Source organism: Vallitalea maricola, from assembly GCF_036985595.1.
GTDB classification, from domain to species: domain Bacteria; phylum Bacillota; class Clostridia; order Lachnospirales; family Vallitaleaceae; genus Vallitalea; species Vallitalea maricola.
This window is the reverse complement of record NZ_BTPU01000092.1, coordinates 36,608-50,906: the sequence shown is the minus strand read 5'-3', so window position 1 is coordinate 50,906 and position 14,299 is coordinate 36,608. Positions and strand designations below refer to the sequence as shown.

The following is a 14,299-nucleotide window of genomic DNA, read 5'->3' as shown; positions in this document are numbered from 1 at the left end:
TAATTTGGATATAATTATCAAAAGTAGTACTTGTTCGGCTGTGACCTAGAATATCACTTACAATTCTTACTGGTACCCCACTATCTAATAGATAAGTTGCAAAGGTATGTCTTAAACTATGAGGTGTTATTTTTTTATTATCGCTTCTTTTTGTATTTATTTCTGCTCTATCCAATAGATCTTTTATAATTATGGTTATTCTTCTGGTGGACATAGGCAAATCATCATCAACTTTATATAGCGATGGAAACAGATATACACTTTTATAAATTAATCTATTCAACTTAACATTTTCTCTACTTGCAGCTTTCTCTAAACGTTCTATTGCTGTTTTGTACTTAAAGTACTCAAACATTAATTTACTATTTAAAGGAATCCACCTTGTTTTATTTCCTTTACCTGTTACAGTTAATAGTTTACTTTCAAGATTAATATCATCCCACATGACTTTTGCGGTTTCAGAGATTCTTAAACCAGTATATAAAAACAAATTGAACAAAAATCTATTCCTTATCTTATAATATATATTAAAATATTTGTCTTCTAGAATGTCATATTCTTTTCTAGTCTCAATACTGACTTCATTCTCTAGATATTTTAATATCTTATTGATTTCATCTTTGCTAAGTACTGGTTTTTCTCTAGTAGCATCTACCTTAAGTGATTTCAGCTTATGAGTCACACTGATATGAATCAATTCTTCCTCATTAGCAAACTTGAATAAACCAGTTAATGTATTTCTTTTTGCATTAATACTTCTTGTTTTATAATTATAGTCATCTCTATCCAATTCTTCTAAAAAACTATCAATAATATTTTTGACATTATCTTCTTCAATATATTGTGTACCTCTACTCTCTATTATGAAATTCATAAATTGGTTAAGAGTGACATTATAATTCTTTATAGTTGCTTTAGACAATCTATTTATTTTAAGATGGTTTATATATTTTTCTATTATCATTGTCATATCAATAATATTGGGTTCTAAATTCATGTTTTTTCTCCTTCATCTATATAAATCGCAACATTGTTTACATAATATATTTATGGTCAACCACATATCTTCCAAGGGGTATTACCATATCCATTTATTTTTTTCGTAGTTTTATGACACTGTTCATATAGTAAATAATATAAGAACTACTATAAAACTTCTAAAAACAGCATATTTACTACTCTTAAGACTTATTCTTATAATATAAATATGCTTTGTGTGCACTGAGTTCGTATATTTATCTTTGTCGAGTTCGTATATTTTACATTATCTATTATTGATTGTTGGAATTAACAAATAAAAACCTAACTAATTATACCTTTCCACAAGCCATATTAACTCACATACAATAATAATTGACTAAAGAGCAAAAATAGTATAGGGGAATATGTAGCAGTGAGCCATGGACGGCGAACTCAGCTATTTAAACACGGACGTTTAATTAGCTGACGAAATATTCCCCTATACTATTTTCGCGACCGTTAACTTCATTAATGATTTATTATACCTTCACTCTACTTTAGCCCCAAACGATGTAGCCAACAAAATACACCCCGCTATATCCAATTTAACATTATGTAAATCTAACTCTGATAAATTTATTCCTTCAATTATTGCTTCTCTGAAATCACAACCATTCAGCTTGGCTTTATGTAAATTAGTATAACTTAATTTGGCTCCATTGAATATTACTTTTTCCAAATTACATCCAGTCAGGTCAGCTCTAGTTAAATTAACCTCACTAAAATCCAACCCCTTAAAATCATGAAATTTCAAATTGGTGTATGAAAAATCACCTCTTACTATAACTACCCCTAATAAATTGGATTCATCAAATGTTGAACCTACCATCTTACAATCTGTGAATTTTGCGCCAAATAAATCAGCAAAACCAAATTTACAATTTAGAAATGCTGAATTTTTAATATCAGATACATTTAATCTAGAAGATTTAAAATCACACTTTATAAATTCACAACTCTTAATAATTGATTCATCCAATTTAGCATTTTTGAAAGTACAATTAGTAAAGGAAGATTTTTGTATATCCAAAAACTCCAAATTACTATCGTTAAAATCAACATCTTCATATCTTGTGTTACTAGCTATCTTCATTAATTATTCTTTCCTTTCTTATCTCTATTACATATTTCTTAATTTCTTTAATAAACCAGTAAAATAATTAGGCAAAGGTGCTTCAAACTCCATATACTCATTAGTAGTAGGATGTACAAATCCTAACACTCTTGCATGTAAAGCCTGTCCTTTCAACTTGAACCTATCACTTTTAGGACCATAAACAGGATCACCCAACAATGGATGATTAATACTTGTCATATGAACTCTAATCTGATGTGTTCTACCTGTTTCAAGCTGCAATTCAACGTAAGTATATTGATTAATTCTTTCAAGAACTTTATAATGTGTAATTGCTTCTTTACCATTGATAGGATTAACTGCCATTTGTTTACGATTGACTGGATGGCGACCTATAGGAGCATTAATTACACCTTCATCTTCTTTTAGATTATTATAAACGATTGCATTATATTTTCTTGTTATTGTATGATCCTTTAATTGTTTAGCTATACTCTCGTGAGCTTTATCATTCTTACATATTATCAAAACTCCTGATGTATCTTTATCAATACGATGAACTATACCTGGTCTCATTACTCCATTGATTCCTGACAAATCATCTTTACAATGATACATGATAGCATTAACCAATGTTCCCGTATAGTGTCCTGGTGCAGGATGAACCACCATACCTTGAGGTTTATTAACCAGTATTACATCTTTATCTTCATATACAATATCCAGTGGTATATCCTCTGCTACTATATCAAGTTCTTTTGGTGCAGGTATAACAATATTTATTTCATCCCCTGCTTTTAATTTATAATTAGATTTTATTCCACTATTATTTACAGTAAGATCATTTTCTTTTATCAATTTCTGTATAAATGACCTAGAATAATCAGGCAATCTATCTGAGATAAATTTATCTATTCTTATTCCTACATCTTCTGCCTCAATCAAAAATGTATAACTATCCATTATTTAGTACTCCTCTTCATAAAAGCAAAATCTTCGTCCTTGTACTTAAATATCATCAATGCTATCAATAGAATAGCTCCAACAACTACATAGCAATCAGCCATATTAAATACGGGAAAATCTATTAGTTTAAAGTATAACATGTCAACAACATATCTTAATCTAATTCTATCTACAAAATTCCCAATAGCTCCAGCTATGAATAGAATCATTGTAAATCTAATAGGATAGTATTTCCTGTCTTTTGGTATTTTTGTATAAAAATAAAAAATCCCAATCAAAATTACTGTAGTGAATATTATAAATAACCATATTTGTTCTTGTAGCATACCAAATGCTGCACCCTTGTTTTTAACATAAGTCAGGCCAAAGACATCATTAAGTATTGGGATATATGTTCTTTCTGGAATATTCAATACTGTTAAATATTTTGTAAATTGGTCTAAACCTATAAGTAATATAACACTTATTAACATTACTATCATTACATATCTCCTTATAAAATATATTTAATTGCTTTCATTATTTCTTCTTTATATAAGTCATTTCTAATTTCACATGAACCTATTCCATTTAAAAGTATAAAATTCAGTTCATTATTTTTTGTTTTTTTGTCATGATATAGTTCATTATAAATCTCTAATTCATTTAGTTTATCAATTTTAATGGGCAAATCAAAACTCTGGATACAGGCTTTTATATCGTCTAGCTCACTAGAATCAATTTGATTTAATAAATAAGATAGATATGCAGCTGATACCATACCTAGACCTACACATTCTCCATGTAATAGATTAAAATCAAATAGTCTTTCAACAGCATGACCTATTGTATGTCCAAAATTAAGGGTAGCCCTAACCCCTTTTTCTTTTTCATCCATTGAAACAACTTTACTTTTTATAACACAAGATTCATATATCAGTTGTTCCATAATTTCATTATCCAGATTCATTATTTTTGAACTATTGGCTCTAATATAAGTAAAATATTCTTTACTGGCAATAAGTCCATGCTTAATGATTTCACCCATACCAGCGCTGATTTCTTTTTTAGGCAATGTTAACAATGTATTTGTATTAATATATACTAACTTAGGTTGATGGAAAGCTCCAACAATATTCTTGTAACCATCAAAATCTACTCCTGTCTTGCCCCCTATACTACTATCAACTTGAGAAAGTAAAGTAGTTGGTATCTGAATAAAGTTATTCCCTCTCATATAAGTTGCTGAAGCATAACCGACCATATCTCCTGTAACACCACCACCAAGAGCAATTATGTAAGATTCTCTATCCAATTTTTCTTCTATCATCTTCTTATAGATTATGTTAATTGTATCAAGATTCTTATTAGCTTCACCATGAGGGATTACTAAATAAGATAACTCATCAGTAATTTTAGATAATATACTACATAAAGTATCTAAATATAACTTACTAACATTATCATCTGTTATTATGCATATTTTCTTATGGTCCATACCTATTTTTGATAGGTGTTCTTGTAAAGAATTAAAATTATTACTAATAATAATATTGTAGTTATTTGTCTTTGTTTTCACTTCAATTTGTTTCATATTTTAAACATTCCTTTTTATACACCTTAAGTGCATTATTAATAATTCTATAATAGTAAAAGAAAAGTCCTAGAGGACAGCCTCTCGAACTTTATTTTAGCATAAGAAAGTTAAATTTACTATAAGAAACATATTTTTTCTTATTCATCATCAATCTGTTTTACTGATAGGTCACTTATTTTAGTTGCTGCAGCTTCTTCAATTGATGTCTGAGCAAGAATATCGTCTATATCGATTGGTTTATTTTCTAAAGTATTACTATTAGTCAATTCAAGTTGAGCTTTTAGAAATTGTCTAATTTGTATCTTAGACGCATCATATTGTTGAACAAGCTCCTCTTTCTTTTGACTAATTCTATACACTTCATTTCTAGCATCTTCCACTATTGTTTGAGCTTTGACTTCAGCTTCTTTTTCAATTATCTCAGCTCTTTTATGTGCATTTGATTTGGTTTCTTCAGCAGTTTTCTCTGCTAATAACAAAGTATTTTGAAGTGTCTCTTCAATTGTTTTATAGTACTTTATACCTTCATTTAATAAGTTAACTTTATCCTTTAACTCAATGTTTTCTTTATACATTTTTTCATAATCTGTTAAAATTTCTGTTATTGCATTTTTTACTTCAGCTGGAGAATAACCAAATAATGATTTTTTAAAACTTTTTCCCTCAATGTCTAAAGGTGTTAACATATTATTCCTCCTAAGTATATCTTTTTAATTCAATATAAATTCTATCTTTTTTAGTTCTGCTACCTATATCATAAAATTGGAATTTCCCCATCCCTCTTACTGATACTATGTCTCCCTGAGATAACTTGCATGAAGGAGACAAGGTTAATTTACTATTTACATATACGTTTTTGTTCTTAATTAATGTAAGGGCTTTTCCTCGTGACAAAGGAAAAGCTAGAGAAACAACAGAATCTAATCTAATAGATGAAACTGTTCCTTTTACAGGCTGAAAACTTGGAGTTAATATTTCTTGTGGTAAATCATATATTGTTTTTATATCAACTACTGTTTGTTTTACTTTTTCCAGATTAGATATTATAAAATCAGATACAGGTTTTATAACAAATACAATTGCGTAATTATCTTTTACTATAATATCTCCGATTTTACTTCGTGTAATACCAAGATTCAATATAGCACCTAAAAAATCACGATGAGTCAAATTATTAGAAAACTTCTTATTCCTAGGAGAAATTTTCAAGGTCTCTATAGGATAATCAATATTATCATAGTCAATATAATCTGGATAAAATGCTATAATTTTTCTTTCGCTATATTCATAACCACCATAAAAAATATGATTAATATTCGATAATTTATTTTTATTAGAAATAAATAAGCTTTGTTCATGAATGTTCAAAAAATCTGTAAACATATTAGTTTGCCTTAATGATGCAAGTTTACCTTTATCAATAATCTTATTGACAATCAAAATATCTTCATTTTTATCTAACATAAGTCTAACCTACTTCATTAAGTTATTTACTAGAGATTGTAAGATTCTAAGTAATAAAAACGCAATCAATGGGGAAAAATCCAATACATTTCCTTTTCCTCCGAAGATTGATTTATCTATGAGTTTTCTAATTGGAGCTAATATTGGTTCGGTTATCTGAAGTATAAATTTTGCAAAGGGATTATTATATGCTCTTGGAACCCATGATAATAGTACTCTTACTAAAATCAATATTTCTAAGGCATACAAAAATAATTCTATAGTTCTTAATGCGTAATACATGGAATTCACTCCTTAATTAGTCTATTTTAGCGAATAATTATTGTTCACTTTTCCAAGGTAAAATAATCCCATTAGACTTTAGTTCTTCTCGAAAATCACCAGCAATATCAACATTTTCAGGTGCAATCAAAAATATATTATTTGTAACTCTTTGCAAGTTACCATTTAAGGTATAACAAGATCCACTAATAAAATCCATTATCCTTTGAGCTATATTTCTATCCATCTTATCCAAATTAATTATTACAGGTTTTTTTGATTTAATATGATCACATATGTCTTGAGCCTCATCATATGTTTCTGGTTGAATAACTACCACTTCCATTTGAACGTTAGCTTGAAAATTAACTATATTCGTAGCATTACTTTTCTTTTTTGAATAACTTTTAATATGTTTAAGATCAGAAACATTAGATGATGTAGCTGATTCTTCGTTTTGTTCTTCATCATATTCATATTCTTCGTCATAATCATCATAATCATTTAATTTCATCATATCCATCATCTTATCAATAAACTTTGCCATTCTATATCACCTCTTATTATAATCTCTTTTGCCAAATATGCCTGTCCCTACCCTAACCATAGTTGAACCTTCCTCAATGGCTACCATATAATCGTTTGTCATCCCCATTGACAAGATGTCCATACTAACATTATCAATGTTTTTCCTTTTTATGTCAACAGCTAATTGCTTTATTTCTCTAAAAATATGTCTATTATCCTCGCTATTAATTACATAAGGTGCTATTGTCATCAAACCTTTAATTCTAATGTTAGACAACTTGCTGACAGCTATTACGAAATCAGTCACTTCCTTTGTCATTAAACCAAATTTGGTTTCTTCGTGAGCAACATTGAGTTGAATGAGAATATCCATTATTTTATCTGATTTTATTGCTTCAGCATTAATCTTCTCAGCCAATTTCAATGAATCTACAGAATGGATTAAACTTACTTTATCAATTATATATTTAACTTTATTGGTCTGTAAATGTCCAATCATATGCCACTTGACATTATTACCTAATACATCATATTTATGTCTTATTTCTTGTACCTTGTTCTCCCCCATATTGATCAAACCATTTTTTAATGCTTCTTCAATACATTCCACAGGCTTAGTTTTTGAGACCGCTATTAAAATTATGTCTTCTTTGTTTCTGCCTGCTTTTTTAGCTGCAATTTCAATATTATCAAGAACAATCTTAATATTATCTTTAATGTTTTCCATGTAACCGTCTTCCTTTCTTATGTTGCGATACCCTAAACTTTTTCTTAGTATTTATATGTCAATATAAAATTACATCCTCTTTTGCATTACTTGCATCAGCTATAACCCTGTCATATATTCTTATTCCATATGGTGTGTTGGTTTCAACGATAATATAGCTGTCAGCAGAATATATCTCATCAATCAATTTAAAATTCGTATATCCTTTATTAATTATATATACTCCTTTTAAAGACTTCTTTTCTGAAATTGTATAGTTATTGTTTGTAGAATCAACTAAAATATCATTTAACTGTAACCCTTCTTCACTGATGGGTACATAATAACTCTCTTCTTCAATATGTTTAAAACCTATTTTAATAAACTCAACACTTTCTCCGCCAACAAAATTTTCTCCGTAGGTTTTTTTCAATACACCTTCATTATTACCTTTTTTTGCAATACATGATTTGGGAATTCTTAAAAATTCTTTTTCTGCTACTGCTGTCTTTGGAATTTTAATTCCATCATACTGTTCATATACAACTTGGAACTTGATCTTTCTATTTTTAATAAGATCAAAATATCTATCTATCTCTAAAATAAGATATTCTTTCTTATTTTTTTGAACTATATCATAGATCTTAGTTTTAATTGTTACATCTTTCTCAATTATATTAATAGATATAGTATCCTTTCCTTGAATAAAATCAGTTAAATCATCTTTCATTTTACATACAACATACCATTTATCATTATCTATAATTTTAAATAGAGGCGAATCTTTTTTTATGGTTTCTTGTTTGTATGTATATATTTCTTCTTCGCTTTTGAAATCAAACAAAGATTGGATATCAAGATTATCTATGCTGAAATTTTCGTATCCATCAATTCTATATGATATTACTCCACTTTTCATTGCCTTTATTATACTGATATTGTTGTTGATTTGTGATTCTAACAATTTTTTACTACGAATTGTATCTAGATCTAATTGATCATGTATATATAATGATTGAGTGATATTGGAAACTGTATCCTTCATGTTGGTTTTGAATTCATAAATATTTCCAAAGGTATCATTATCATAATTCATTGTATATGTATACAAATTCTTTTTTATATCTTCATGTGAATTACAATTATTTGCATAAGCTAATTTGTCATTTATGTAATTAATATCTTTTTTTATTTCGGCAGTATAATCTCCGTTTGAATCTATCATACATACTATACTATCTATATTTATCTTATCTCCCTCTGGTACATAATAACTAGCCATTCCATCAGCAGTACTTTTGACAACAGTTTCATTTCTTAGTATTATTCCATCAAATATTTCCTCATTATAAATACTACCTTTTTCAGCAGAAACATAACTGACATCATTACTAATCAAGAAAGAAATAATATTATATATTAAATACAAGAATATCAGGAAATAAATAAATGTTCCAATCCCTAATCCTTTACTTTTAGGTGCTTTTCGTTTAGGTCGTCTAGTTCTCGATCTATTTTGTTGTGCACGATTTCTTCTGTTTTGCTCCAAATTAACACCTCTTATCAAAAATGAATAAGTTTTTTACTGTGAATAAATAACTATTACTTAATAATACACCAATTTTTTACTTAAAAGCAAGTCCTATTCATATAATCCAAAATACTTATATACTAAATCTTTTGGTTAATGCTATACCATTTTGATAAGTACATAATCTTCCTTGGTAAGTATTATTTTTAACCATACTATTCTCAATACCATCTTTTATTTTCCACCAGCTTGTATTCCAATTACAAAATATAGTTTCTTCTTTTGGAGCTCTACTAGCTAATCGTTGAATAGCGATATTGGGATTCGTATATTCTAAGAATGTAACTACTCTGTCTATATAATCTTCTTTAGAAATAATAGTTATCTTATTTTCATCATATAGTCTAGCTAACTCTGTATTTTTTGCAATATAAAGTGAATGAAGCTTGATTTGGTTAACTCCAAGTACCGTCAATATCTTAGCACCTTCCACTATATCCCTCATATTATCCCACGGTAAGTTTAGAATCATATGTGTACATATATCAAAATCATATTTTTTGATTCTAAGAACAGCATCTATAAATTCTGCTAATGAGTGACCTCTATTTATTTTATCTAGAGTATTATAATTAATACTCTGTAGACCCAGTTCAATTGTTATATTAATTTTATATTCCTTTTTAATTTTATTAAGAATCTCTAGATAATCATCATTAATACAATCTGGTCTAGTAGAAATAGCTATTTCTACTATTTTATCTCCTATTGAATCTGTTACAGCATTCTTAAATTCTTTTATTGGCATATATGTGTTAGTAAAGTTTTGAAAATAAGCAATAAATTTTTTTGCATTATATTTCTTTTCTATATAAGACATATTTTTATTGATTTGTTCACTAACAGACATCCTATTGGATAAACTCTCAAATCCAGTTCCAACTTCACTACAAAATATACAGCCATTGTAACCAATACATCCATCTCTATTAGGACAAGTCAAATCCATGTTTATAGGTAACTTATATACTTTTTCACCATATTTATTCTTAAGATAATCAGAATATTTATAGTATAATCGTTTTTCTGTATCAATCATATCTATTTTGCCTCCAAAGTTAATCAATAAATCACTTATATTATATTGGATTATAGATATTATTTCAACAGTTATAAAGACGTACATTATAATAATTCAAATAATATTAATAAATTCCTTTTATATAATTTATATTTTGTCTAATAATCTTTGCAATCTCACAGTGCAATCAATTTTTCTTTTTATTGGAGCACGCCACGAATCTGATAATGGAAATTGGATATTATCTTTTGATGCCTGTCCCATATCCCAAAAACCATCTTCCTGTATATTATCCAACAACCAATCCTTAAATCTTGTTAACTTACATTTTGAATTTGTATACTTACTTAATAATTCATATGCATTAATATACCTACTAGCCTCTTTAGAATTAAATTTGTCTGGTTGAATATTTAGAGACCTATCATAAATATAATATATTCCTTGTGCGTTATTCATTATATAATCAATAAATTTTAGCTCTATTTCTTCAGGTAACAATCCAGGCAATAGTGAAACTATATAAAAGTTTGTAAAATTCAACATACATTTATTTTTTGAAACCTTATGAATATCATAATAAGCTTCTTTATAGTCACAAGGATTATATGTATTTGATGAGAAAGCACCTGTAATTACATCAGCCCAATCTTTAGCAACTTTGTAAGCCAGTTGATTATCTGGATCTATAATTCTTAACCAAGTTGCTACAATCAAATGTGTGAATAGTATCCAATTATGTTTTTTTTCTACTCTGTCTCTCAATTCAATTTCTCCAAGCAAATGTTTTTCCATGTATTCTACTATTTTTTTTATTGGTTCATCCCTATAATCTAGACCAAGTACAGTTAGCCTTCTTAAAGCTTGTTCTGTAGTCATTTTTGCATTAATGTTTTGGCTCATACTATGGAAAGTTCCCCAAGACCCATCATTAAATTGTTGGTTTATAATATGATTGACCCACTTACTTTTCATTACTGACTTTTTCAAACAGATTAATTCTACATTATCCTCAGCTGTTTTTTCTATGTCTTTCAAGATTAAATATTTAGGTATAACATCTAACTCCATTTTCAATAAATCAACTTTTTTTATCATAATATTATTCTCCTAATATAATTTGATACTACCTTTAAATTATATCATTTCTACTAAGGATTTTATATAACATTATGATTAATTTTTAATTGATTCACTAATATAACTTTTAAGTTTCCAAGTTTATAATGATTATCAAAATAAATATAATTGATTAATTCAAAACATTATATTGATTAATATTAATCTATGTTATATAATTGTATTGAACAATACAAATGATTAGGAGTGTTTATTATGGTAATTAATTCTACAGATATTAAAACTAATTTCGGCAAATATCTTGACCTTGTGCAAAAAGAAGATATAGTAATTACAAGAAACAAAAAACCCATTGCAATACTAACAAAATATTCCAAGTATAGAGATATAATAAAAGATGGCAGTGGCGACTATATATATGATAATTCCGAAATTACATACGATGAATTTATTGAAGTATACAAAAACACTGATGGAAGGTTTGAATATCTTGATGGGGTTGTTTATCAATTGATTCCACCTAGCCATACACATCAACATATAATATCCTGTATAATTGGTGAGTTTCATACTTATTTTAAAGATAAGAAATGCAAGCCTTATGTAGGACCTTATGATATATATTTTAATAATTCTCCAACAAAAGATATTGTACAGCCAGATATATTCGTTATGTGTGATCATGAAAACATACGAAGTGATAGATATTTTGGAATACCTGATTTGATTGTTGAAGTTACTTCTCCCTCTACAAGAAACAATGATTTGGTGAAAAAACTTAATCTATATTTACAATCAGGAATTAAGGAGTATGTTATCTTTGATACCAAAAACAAAAACGTTATTCAATGGAATTTCAATAATAAACAAGTTCAAAAATGTAATACAATAGATAAAACGGGTGTATATAGATCAAATATATTTGATGGGTTAGAAATCAACCTATCCATGATCTTTCAATAAAATCAATCCACAAGATAGACCACTGGCATTTGACATTTGTTTCGTACAATCTAAATAGGGGCTATATAAGCCCCTATCTCAATAATAACTATTTTATTAATTTATCAATTCATCATCATATATCATGGCTGACATTATGATTTTACACTTCCCAAAACAAGTCCTGTTGTATAATATTTTTGTAAAAACGGATATATAATCATAATCGGGATAGTTGAAATAATTATCTGTGCAGCATTATTTGTTCTTCTACTTGCATTACCTAATTCTTGTAATTGATCTGCAGACATGAATCTGGTATCTGGCATAGTCAATATTTGCTGTAAATAAGTTTGTAGTGGTATCTTCTCTATCTTATTAATGTACATCAAGCCGTCGAACCATGAATTCCAATGAAATACAAATATAAATAATACTAAAGTAGCTAGAGCAGGTTTTGCAAGAGGTAAATATATTTTAGTAAGTATAGACATATGACCTGCTCCATCAATGAGTGCCGCTTCTTCTAACGCTTTTGGTAATTCTCTAAAAAAGTTCATCAATATCAATATATTAAAAACTGATACTGCACTTGGGAGTATTAGCGCCCAAATTTTATTCATTATTCCAGTAGATTTAACAATTATATAAGTTGGTATCAAGCCACCATTAAATAACATTGTTATAATAAAAAACCAAACATAAACTTTTCTTGCTGAAAATTTATTCTTTTCCTTTGATAGAGGATAAGCTACTAAAATAGTACATAACAAACTAAAGGGAACCCCTATAAGTACACGTTTTACAGATATCATCAATGCTTTATAAAAACTGGTTTTACCTAATATTGATTCATAAGCCTTAAGTGAAAATTGAACAGGAAGTAAACCTACAAGACCACCTTCTGCCGCTTGTGTTGAACTAAAAGATAATGATATTATATGTATTATTGGAAGTATTGTTATGAAAGTTATTGATATTAACAATATTGTATTTATAGTTACAAACACTTTACGTGAAGTAGAATTTCCCATCAATATATCTTTCTTTGTTTTGTTCTTCATGGTATTACCTCCTTTAAAATATTCTATAATCACTATATTTGTTTGCGATCCAATAAGAAATTGTCAACATCACAAATGACACTACTGATTTGAATAGTCCTACGGCAGTTGCTAACGAGAATTGTCCATTGTTTATTCCCATTCTATACGTATAAGTGTCAATAATATCACCAGTGGAATATACTGAAGGACCATATAATACAAATATTTGATCAAAACCAGCATTCATGATATTTCCCAGTCCTAATATAGCTATCAACACAACGATACTTGAAATACCAGGAAGAGTTATATGCAGAGTTTGCTTTAATCTTCCAGCTCCGTCAATTGCTGCTGCTTCATACAATGTTGGATCTATTGAAGTTAGTGCTGCTAACAAAATTATAGTATTAAAACCTATGTCCTTCCAAAGATCAGTAAGAACAAGCATATAAGGAAATGTTTTTGGGTCACCAAAGAAATATTTAGCTTCCATCCCAAAATAACCTATTATTTGATTTACAATACCCGTACGTGGTGAAAAAATCTCTAATAAAATACCTCCCAATATAACCCATGATAAGAAATAAGGTAAAAATGTTATAGTTTGTACTGATTTCTTGAACCAACTTCTTTTAACTTCATTGAGTAGTAAAGCAAATATCAAAGGGAATATTATCTTTGCAACTATTTTCATTGTAGCAATAAAAAAAGTATTCCAAACTATAGATGGAAAATCAGGCATCTTGAATATATATTTGAACATATCAAGTCCTATCCATTTTCCATTTATAAGTGAGTAAAAGAAACCGTTAGTAGATGGTACATAATCTTGAAATGATATTAATATACCTAACATAGGACCATAACAATATATAATTACTAGTATCACTGGAATAAGCATCATCATATGTAAGGGTAATTGTTTTTTGAATTTACTCTGAGAATAATTTGATTTGTGAGAGGATCTATTTGCATTTATTTTTTGTCCTATCAAATGTACTACCTCCTATATAATAATTACCT

The 14,299-nt window shown here is 28.0% G+C and carries 16 protein-coding genes; 1 reads left to right on the top strand and 15 read right to left on the bottom strand.

What is annotated here, in order from left to right; genetic code table 11:
• From AACQ14_RS21505 to AACQ14_RS21445, 13 genes are all read right to left on the bottom strand, one after another.
• Positions 1–997: tyrosine-type recombinase/integrase (locus AACQ14_RS21505; protein ID WP_339365629.1), on the bottom strand; the 997-nt coding region annotated here is incomplete at its 3' end.
• A 510-nt stretch (positions 998–1,507) separates the two neighbouring features.
• Positions 1,508–2,113 carry a pentapeptide repeat-containing protein gene (locus AACQ14_RS21500; protein WP_339365628.1) on the bottom strand — a complete coding sequence of 202 codons (606 nt, stop codon included), beginning with the start codon at positions 2,111–2,113 and terminating at the stop codon, positions 1,508–1,510.
• Between the two features lie 27 nt (positions 2,114–2,140).
• Positions 2,141–3,058, bottom strand: a complete 918-nt coding sequence (locus tag AACQ14_RS21495) for an RluA family pseudouridine synthase (RefSeq protein WP_339365627.1) — start codon at positions 3,056–3,058, stop codon at positions 2,141–2,143.
• Positions 3,058–3,543 (bottom strand): signal peptidase II, encoded by a 486-nt coding sequence (gene lspA, locus AACQ14_RS21490; RefSeq protein WP_339365626.1) that lies wholly within the window; start codon positions 3,541–3,543, stop codon positions 3,058–3,060. Before lspA ends, AACQ14_RS21495 begins: the two co-directional genes overlap by 1 nt.
• 11 nt (positions 3,544–3,554) lie before the next feature.
• Positions 3,555–4,634 (bottom strand): 3-dehydroquinate synthase, encoded by a 1,080-nt coding sequence (aroB, locus tag AACQ14_RS21485; protein ID WP_339365625.1) that lies wholly within the window; start codon positions 4,632–4,634, stop codon positions 3,555–3,557.
• 140 nt (positions 4,635–4,774) lie between these two features.
• Positions 4,775–5,323 carry a DivIVA domain-containing protein gene (locus AACQ14_RS21480; RefSeq protein WP_339365624.1) on the bottom strand — a complete coding sequence of 183 codons (549 nt, stop codon included), beginning with the start codon at positions 5,321–5,323 and terminating at the stop codon, positions 4,775–4,777.
• A 10-nt stretch (positions 5,324–5,333) separates the two neighbouring features.
• On the bottom strand, positions 5,334–6,101 hold the full coding sequence (locus AACQ14_RS21475; protein WP_339365623.1) for a YlmH family RNA-binding protein: 768 nt from the start codon (positions 6,099–6,101) through the stop codon (positions 5,334–5,336).
• Positions 6,102–6,110: 9 nt separating this feature from the next.
• Positions 6,111–6,383, bottom strand: coding sequence for a YggT family protein (locus tag AACQ14_RS21470; protein WP_113675070.1), 273 nt, complete (start codon positions 6,381–6,383; stop codon positions 6,111–6,113).
• A gap of 37 nt (positions 6,384–6,420) precedes the next feature.
• Positions 6,421–6,909 (bottom strand): cell division protein SepF, encoded by a 489-nt coding sequence (locus tag AACQ14_RS21465; RefSeq protein ID WP_339365622.1) that lies wholly within the window; start codon positions 6,907–6,909, stop codon positions 6,421–6,423.
• 6 nt (positions 6,910–6,915) lie between these two features.
• Complete coding sequence (locus tag AACQ14_RS21460) at positions 6,916–7,617, bottom strand: YggS family pyridoxal phosphate-dependent enzyme (RefSeq protein ID WP_339365621.1); 702 nt, start codon at positions 7,615–7,617, stop codon at positions 6,916–6,918.
• 58 nt (positions 7,618–7,675) lie between these two features.
• On the bottom strand, positions 7,676–9,145 hold the full coding sequence (locus tag AACQ14_RS21455) for an HlyD family efflux transporter periplasmic adaptor subunit (protein WP_339365620.1): 1,470 nt from the start codon (positions 9,143–9,145) through the stop codon (positions 7,676–7,678).
• 115 nt (positions 9,146–9,260) lie between these two features.
• Positions 9,261–10,226: a TIGR01212 family radical SAM protein gene (locus AACQ14_RS21450; protein WP_339365619.1), complete on the bottom strand. Its 966-nt coding sequence runs from the start codon at positions 10,224–10,226 to the stop codon at positions 9,261–9,263.
• 129 nt (positions 10,227–10,355) lie between these two features.
• Positions 10,356–11,306: a hypothetical protein gene (locus AACQ14_RS21445; protein ID WP_339365618.1), complete on the bottom strand. Its 951-nt coding sequence runs from the start codon at positions 11,304–11,306 to the stop codon at positions 10,356–10,358.
• A gap of 237 nt (positions 11,307–11,543) precedes the next feature.
• Here AACQ14_RS21445 and AACQ14_RS21440 point away from each other — a divergent pair, with 237 nt between their 5' ends.
• Positions 11,544–12,251, top strand: coding sequence for a type II toxin-antitoxin system Phd/YefM family antitoxin (locus AACQ14_RS21440; protein ID WP_339365617.1), 708 nt, complete (start codon positions 11,544–11,546; stop codon positions 12,249–12,251).
• 134 nt (positions 12,252–12,385) lie between these two features.
• Here AACQ14_RS21440 and AACQ14_RS21435 read toward each other — a convergent pair whose 3' ends face one another.
• The gene (locus tag AACQ14_RS21435) at positions 12,386–13,294 is read right to left on the bottom strand and encodes a carbohydrate ABC transporter permease (protein ID WP_339365616.1); all 909 of its coding nucleotides are present in this window, start codon (positions 13,292–13,294) and stop codon (positions 12,386–12,388) included.
• A gap of 13 nt (positions 13,295–13,307) precedes the next feature.
• Positions 13,308–14,270 (bottom strand): ABC transporter permease, encoded by a 963-nt coding sequence (locus AACQ14_RS21430; RefSeq protein WP_339365615.1) that lies wholly within the window; start codon positions 14,268–14,270, stop codon positions 13,308–13,310.
• Positions 14,271–14,299: the final 29 nt, after the last annotated feature.

Bases quoted from the DNA above. Each gene is read 5' to 3' on its own strand.
- AACQ14_RS21500 (WP_339365628.1), bottom strand. From the start codon at position 2,113: ATGAAGATAGCTAGTAACACAAGATATGAAGATGTTGATTTTAACGAT.
- AACQ14_RS21495 (WP_339365627.1), bottom strand. From the start codon at position 3,058: ATGGATAGTTATACATTTTTGATTGAGGCAGAAGATGTAGGAATAAGA.
- lspA (WP_339365626.1), bottom strand. From the start codon at position 3,543: ATGATAGTAATGTTAATAAGTGTTATATTACTTATAGGTTTAGACCAA.
- aroB (WP_339365625.1), bottom strand. From the start codon at position 4,634: ATGAAACAAATTGAAGTGAAAACAAAGACAAATAACTACAATATTATT.
- AACQ14_RS21480 (WP_339365624.1), bottom strand. From the start codon at position 5,323: ATGTTAACACCTTTAGACATTGAGGGAAAAAGTTTTAAAAAATCATTA.
- AACQ14_RS21475 (WP_339365623.1), bottom strand. From the start codon at position 6,101: ATGTTAGATAAAAATGAAGATATTTTGATTGTCAATAAGATTATTGAT.
- AACQ14_RS21470 (WP_113675070.1), bottom strand. From the start codon at position 6,383: ATGTATTACGCATTAAGAACTATAGAATTATTTTTGTATGCCTTAGAA.
- AACQ14_RS21465 (WP_339365622.1), bottom strand. From the start codon at position 6,909: ATGGCAAAGTTTATTGATAAGATGATGGATATGATGAAATTAAATGAT.
- AACQ14_RS21460 (WP_339365621.1), bottom strand. From the start codon at position 7,617: ATGGAAAACATTAAAGATAATATTAAGATTGTTCTTGATAATATTGAA.
- AACQ14_RS21450 (WP_339365619.1), bottom strand. From the start codon at position 10,226: ATGATTGATACAGAAAAACGATTATACTATAAATATTCTGATTATCTT.
- AACQ14_RS21445 (WP_339365618.1), bottom strand. From the start codon at position 11,306: ATGATAAAAAAAGTTGATTTATTGAAAATGGAGTTAGATGTTATACCT.
- AACQ14_RS21440 (WP_339365617.1), top strand. From the start codon at position 11,544: ATGGTAATTAATTCTACAGATATTAAAACTAATTTCGGCAAATATCTT.
- AACQ14_RS21435 (WP_339365616.1), bottom strand. From the start codon at position 13,294: ATGAAGAACAAAACAAAGAAAGATATATTGATGGGAAATTCTACTTCA.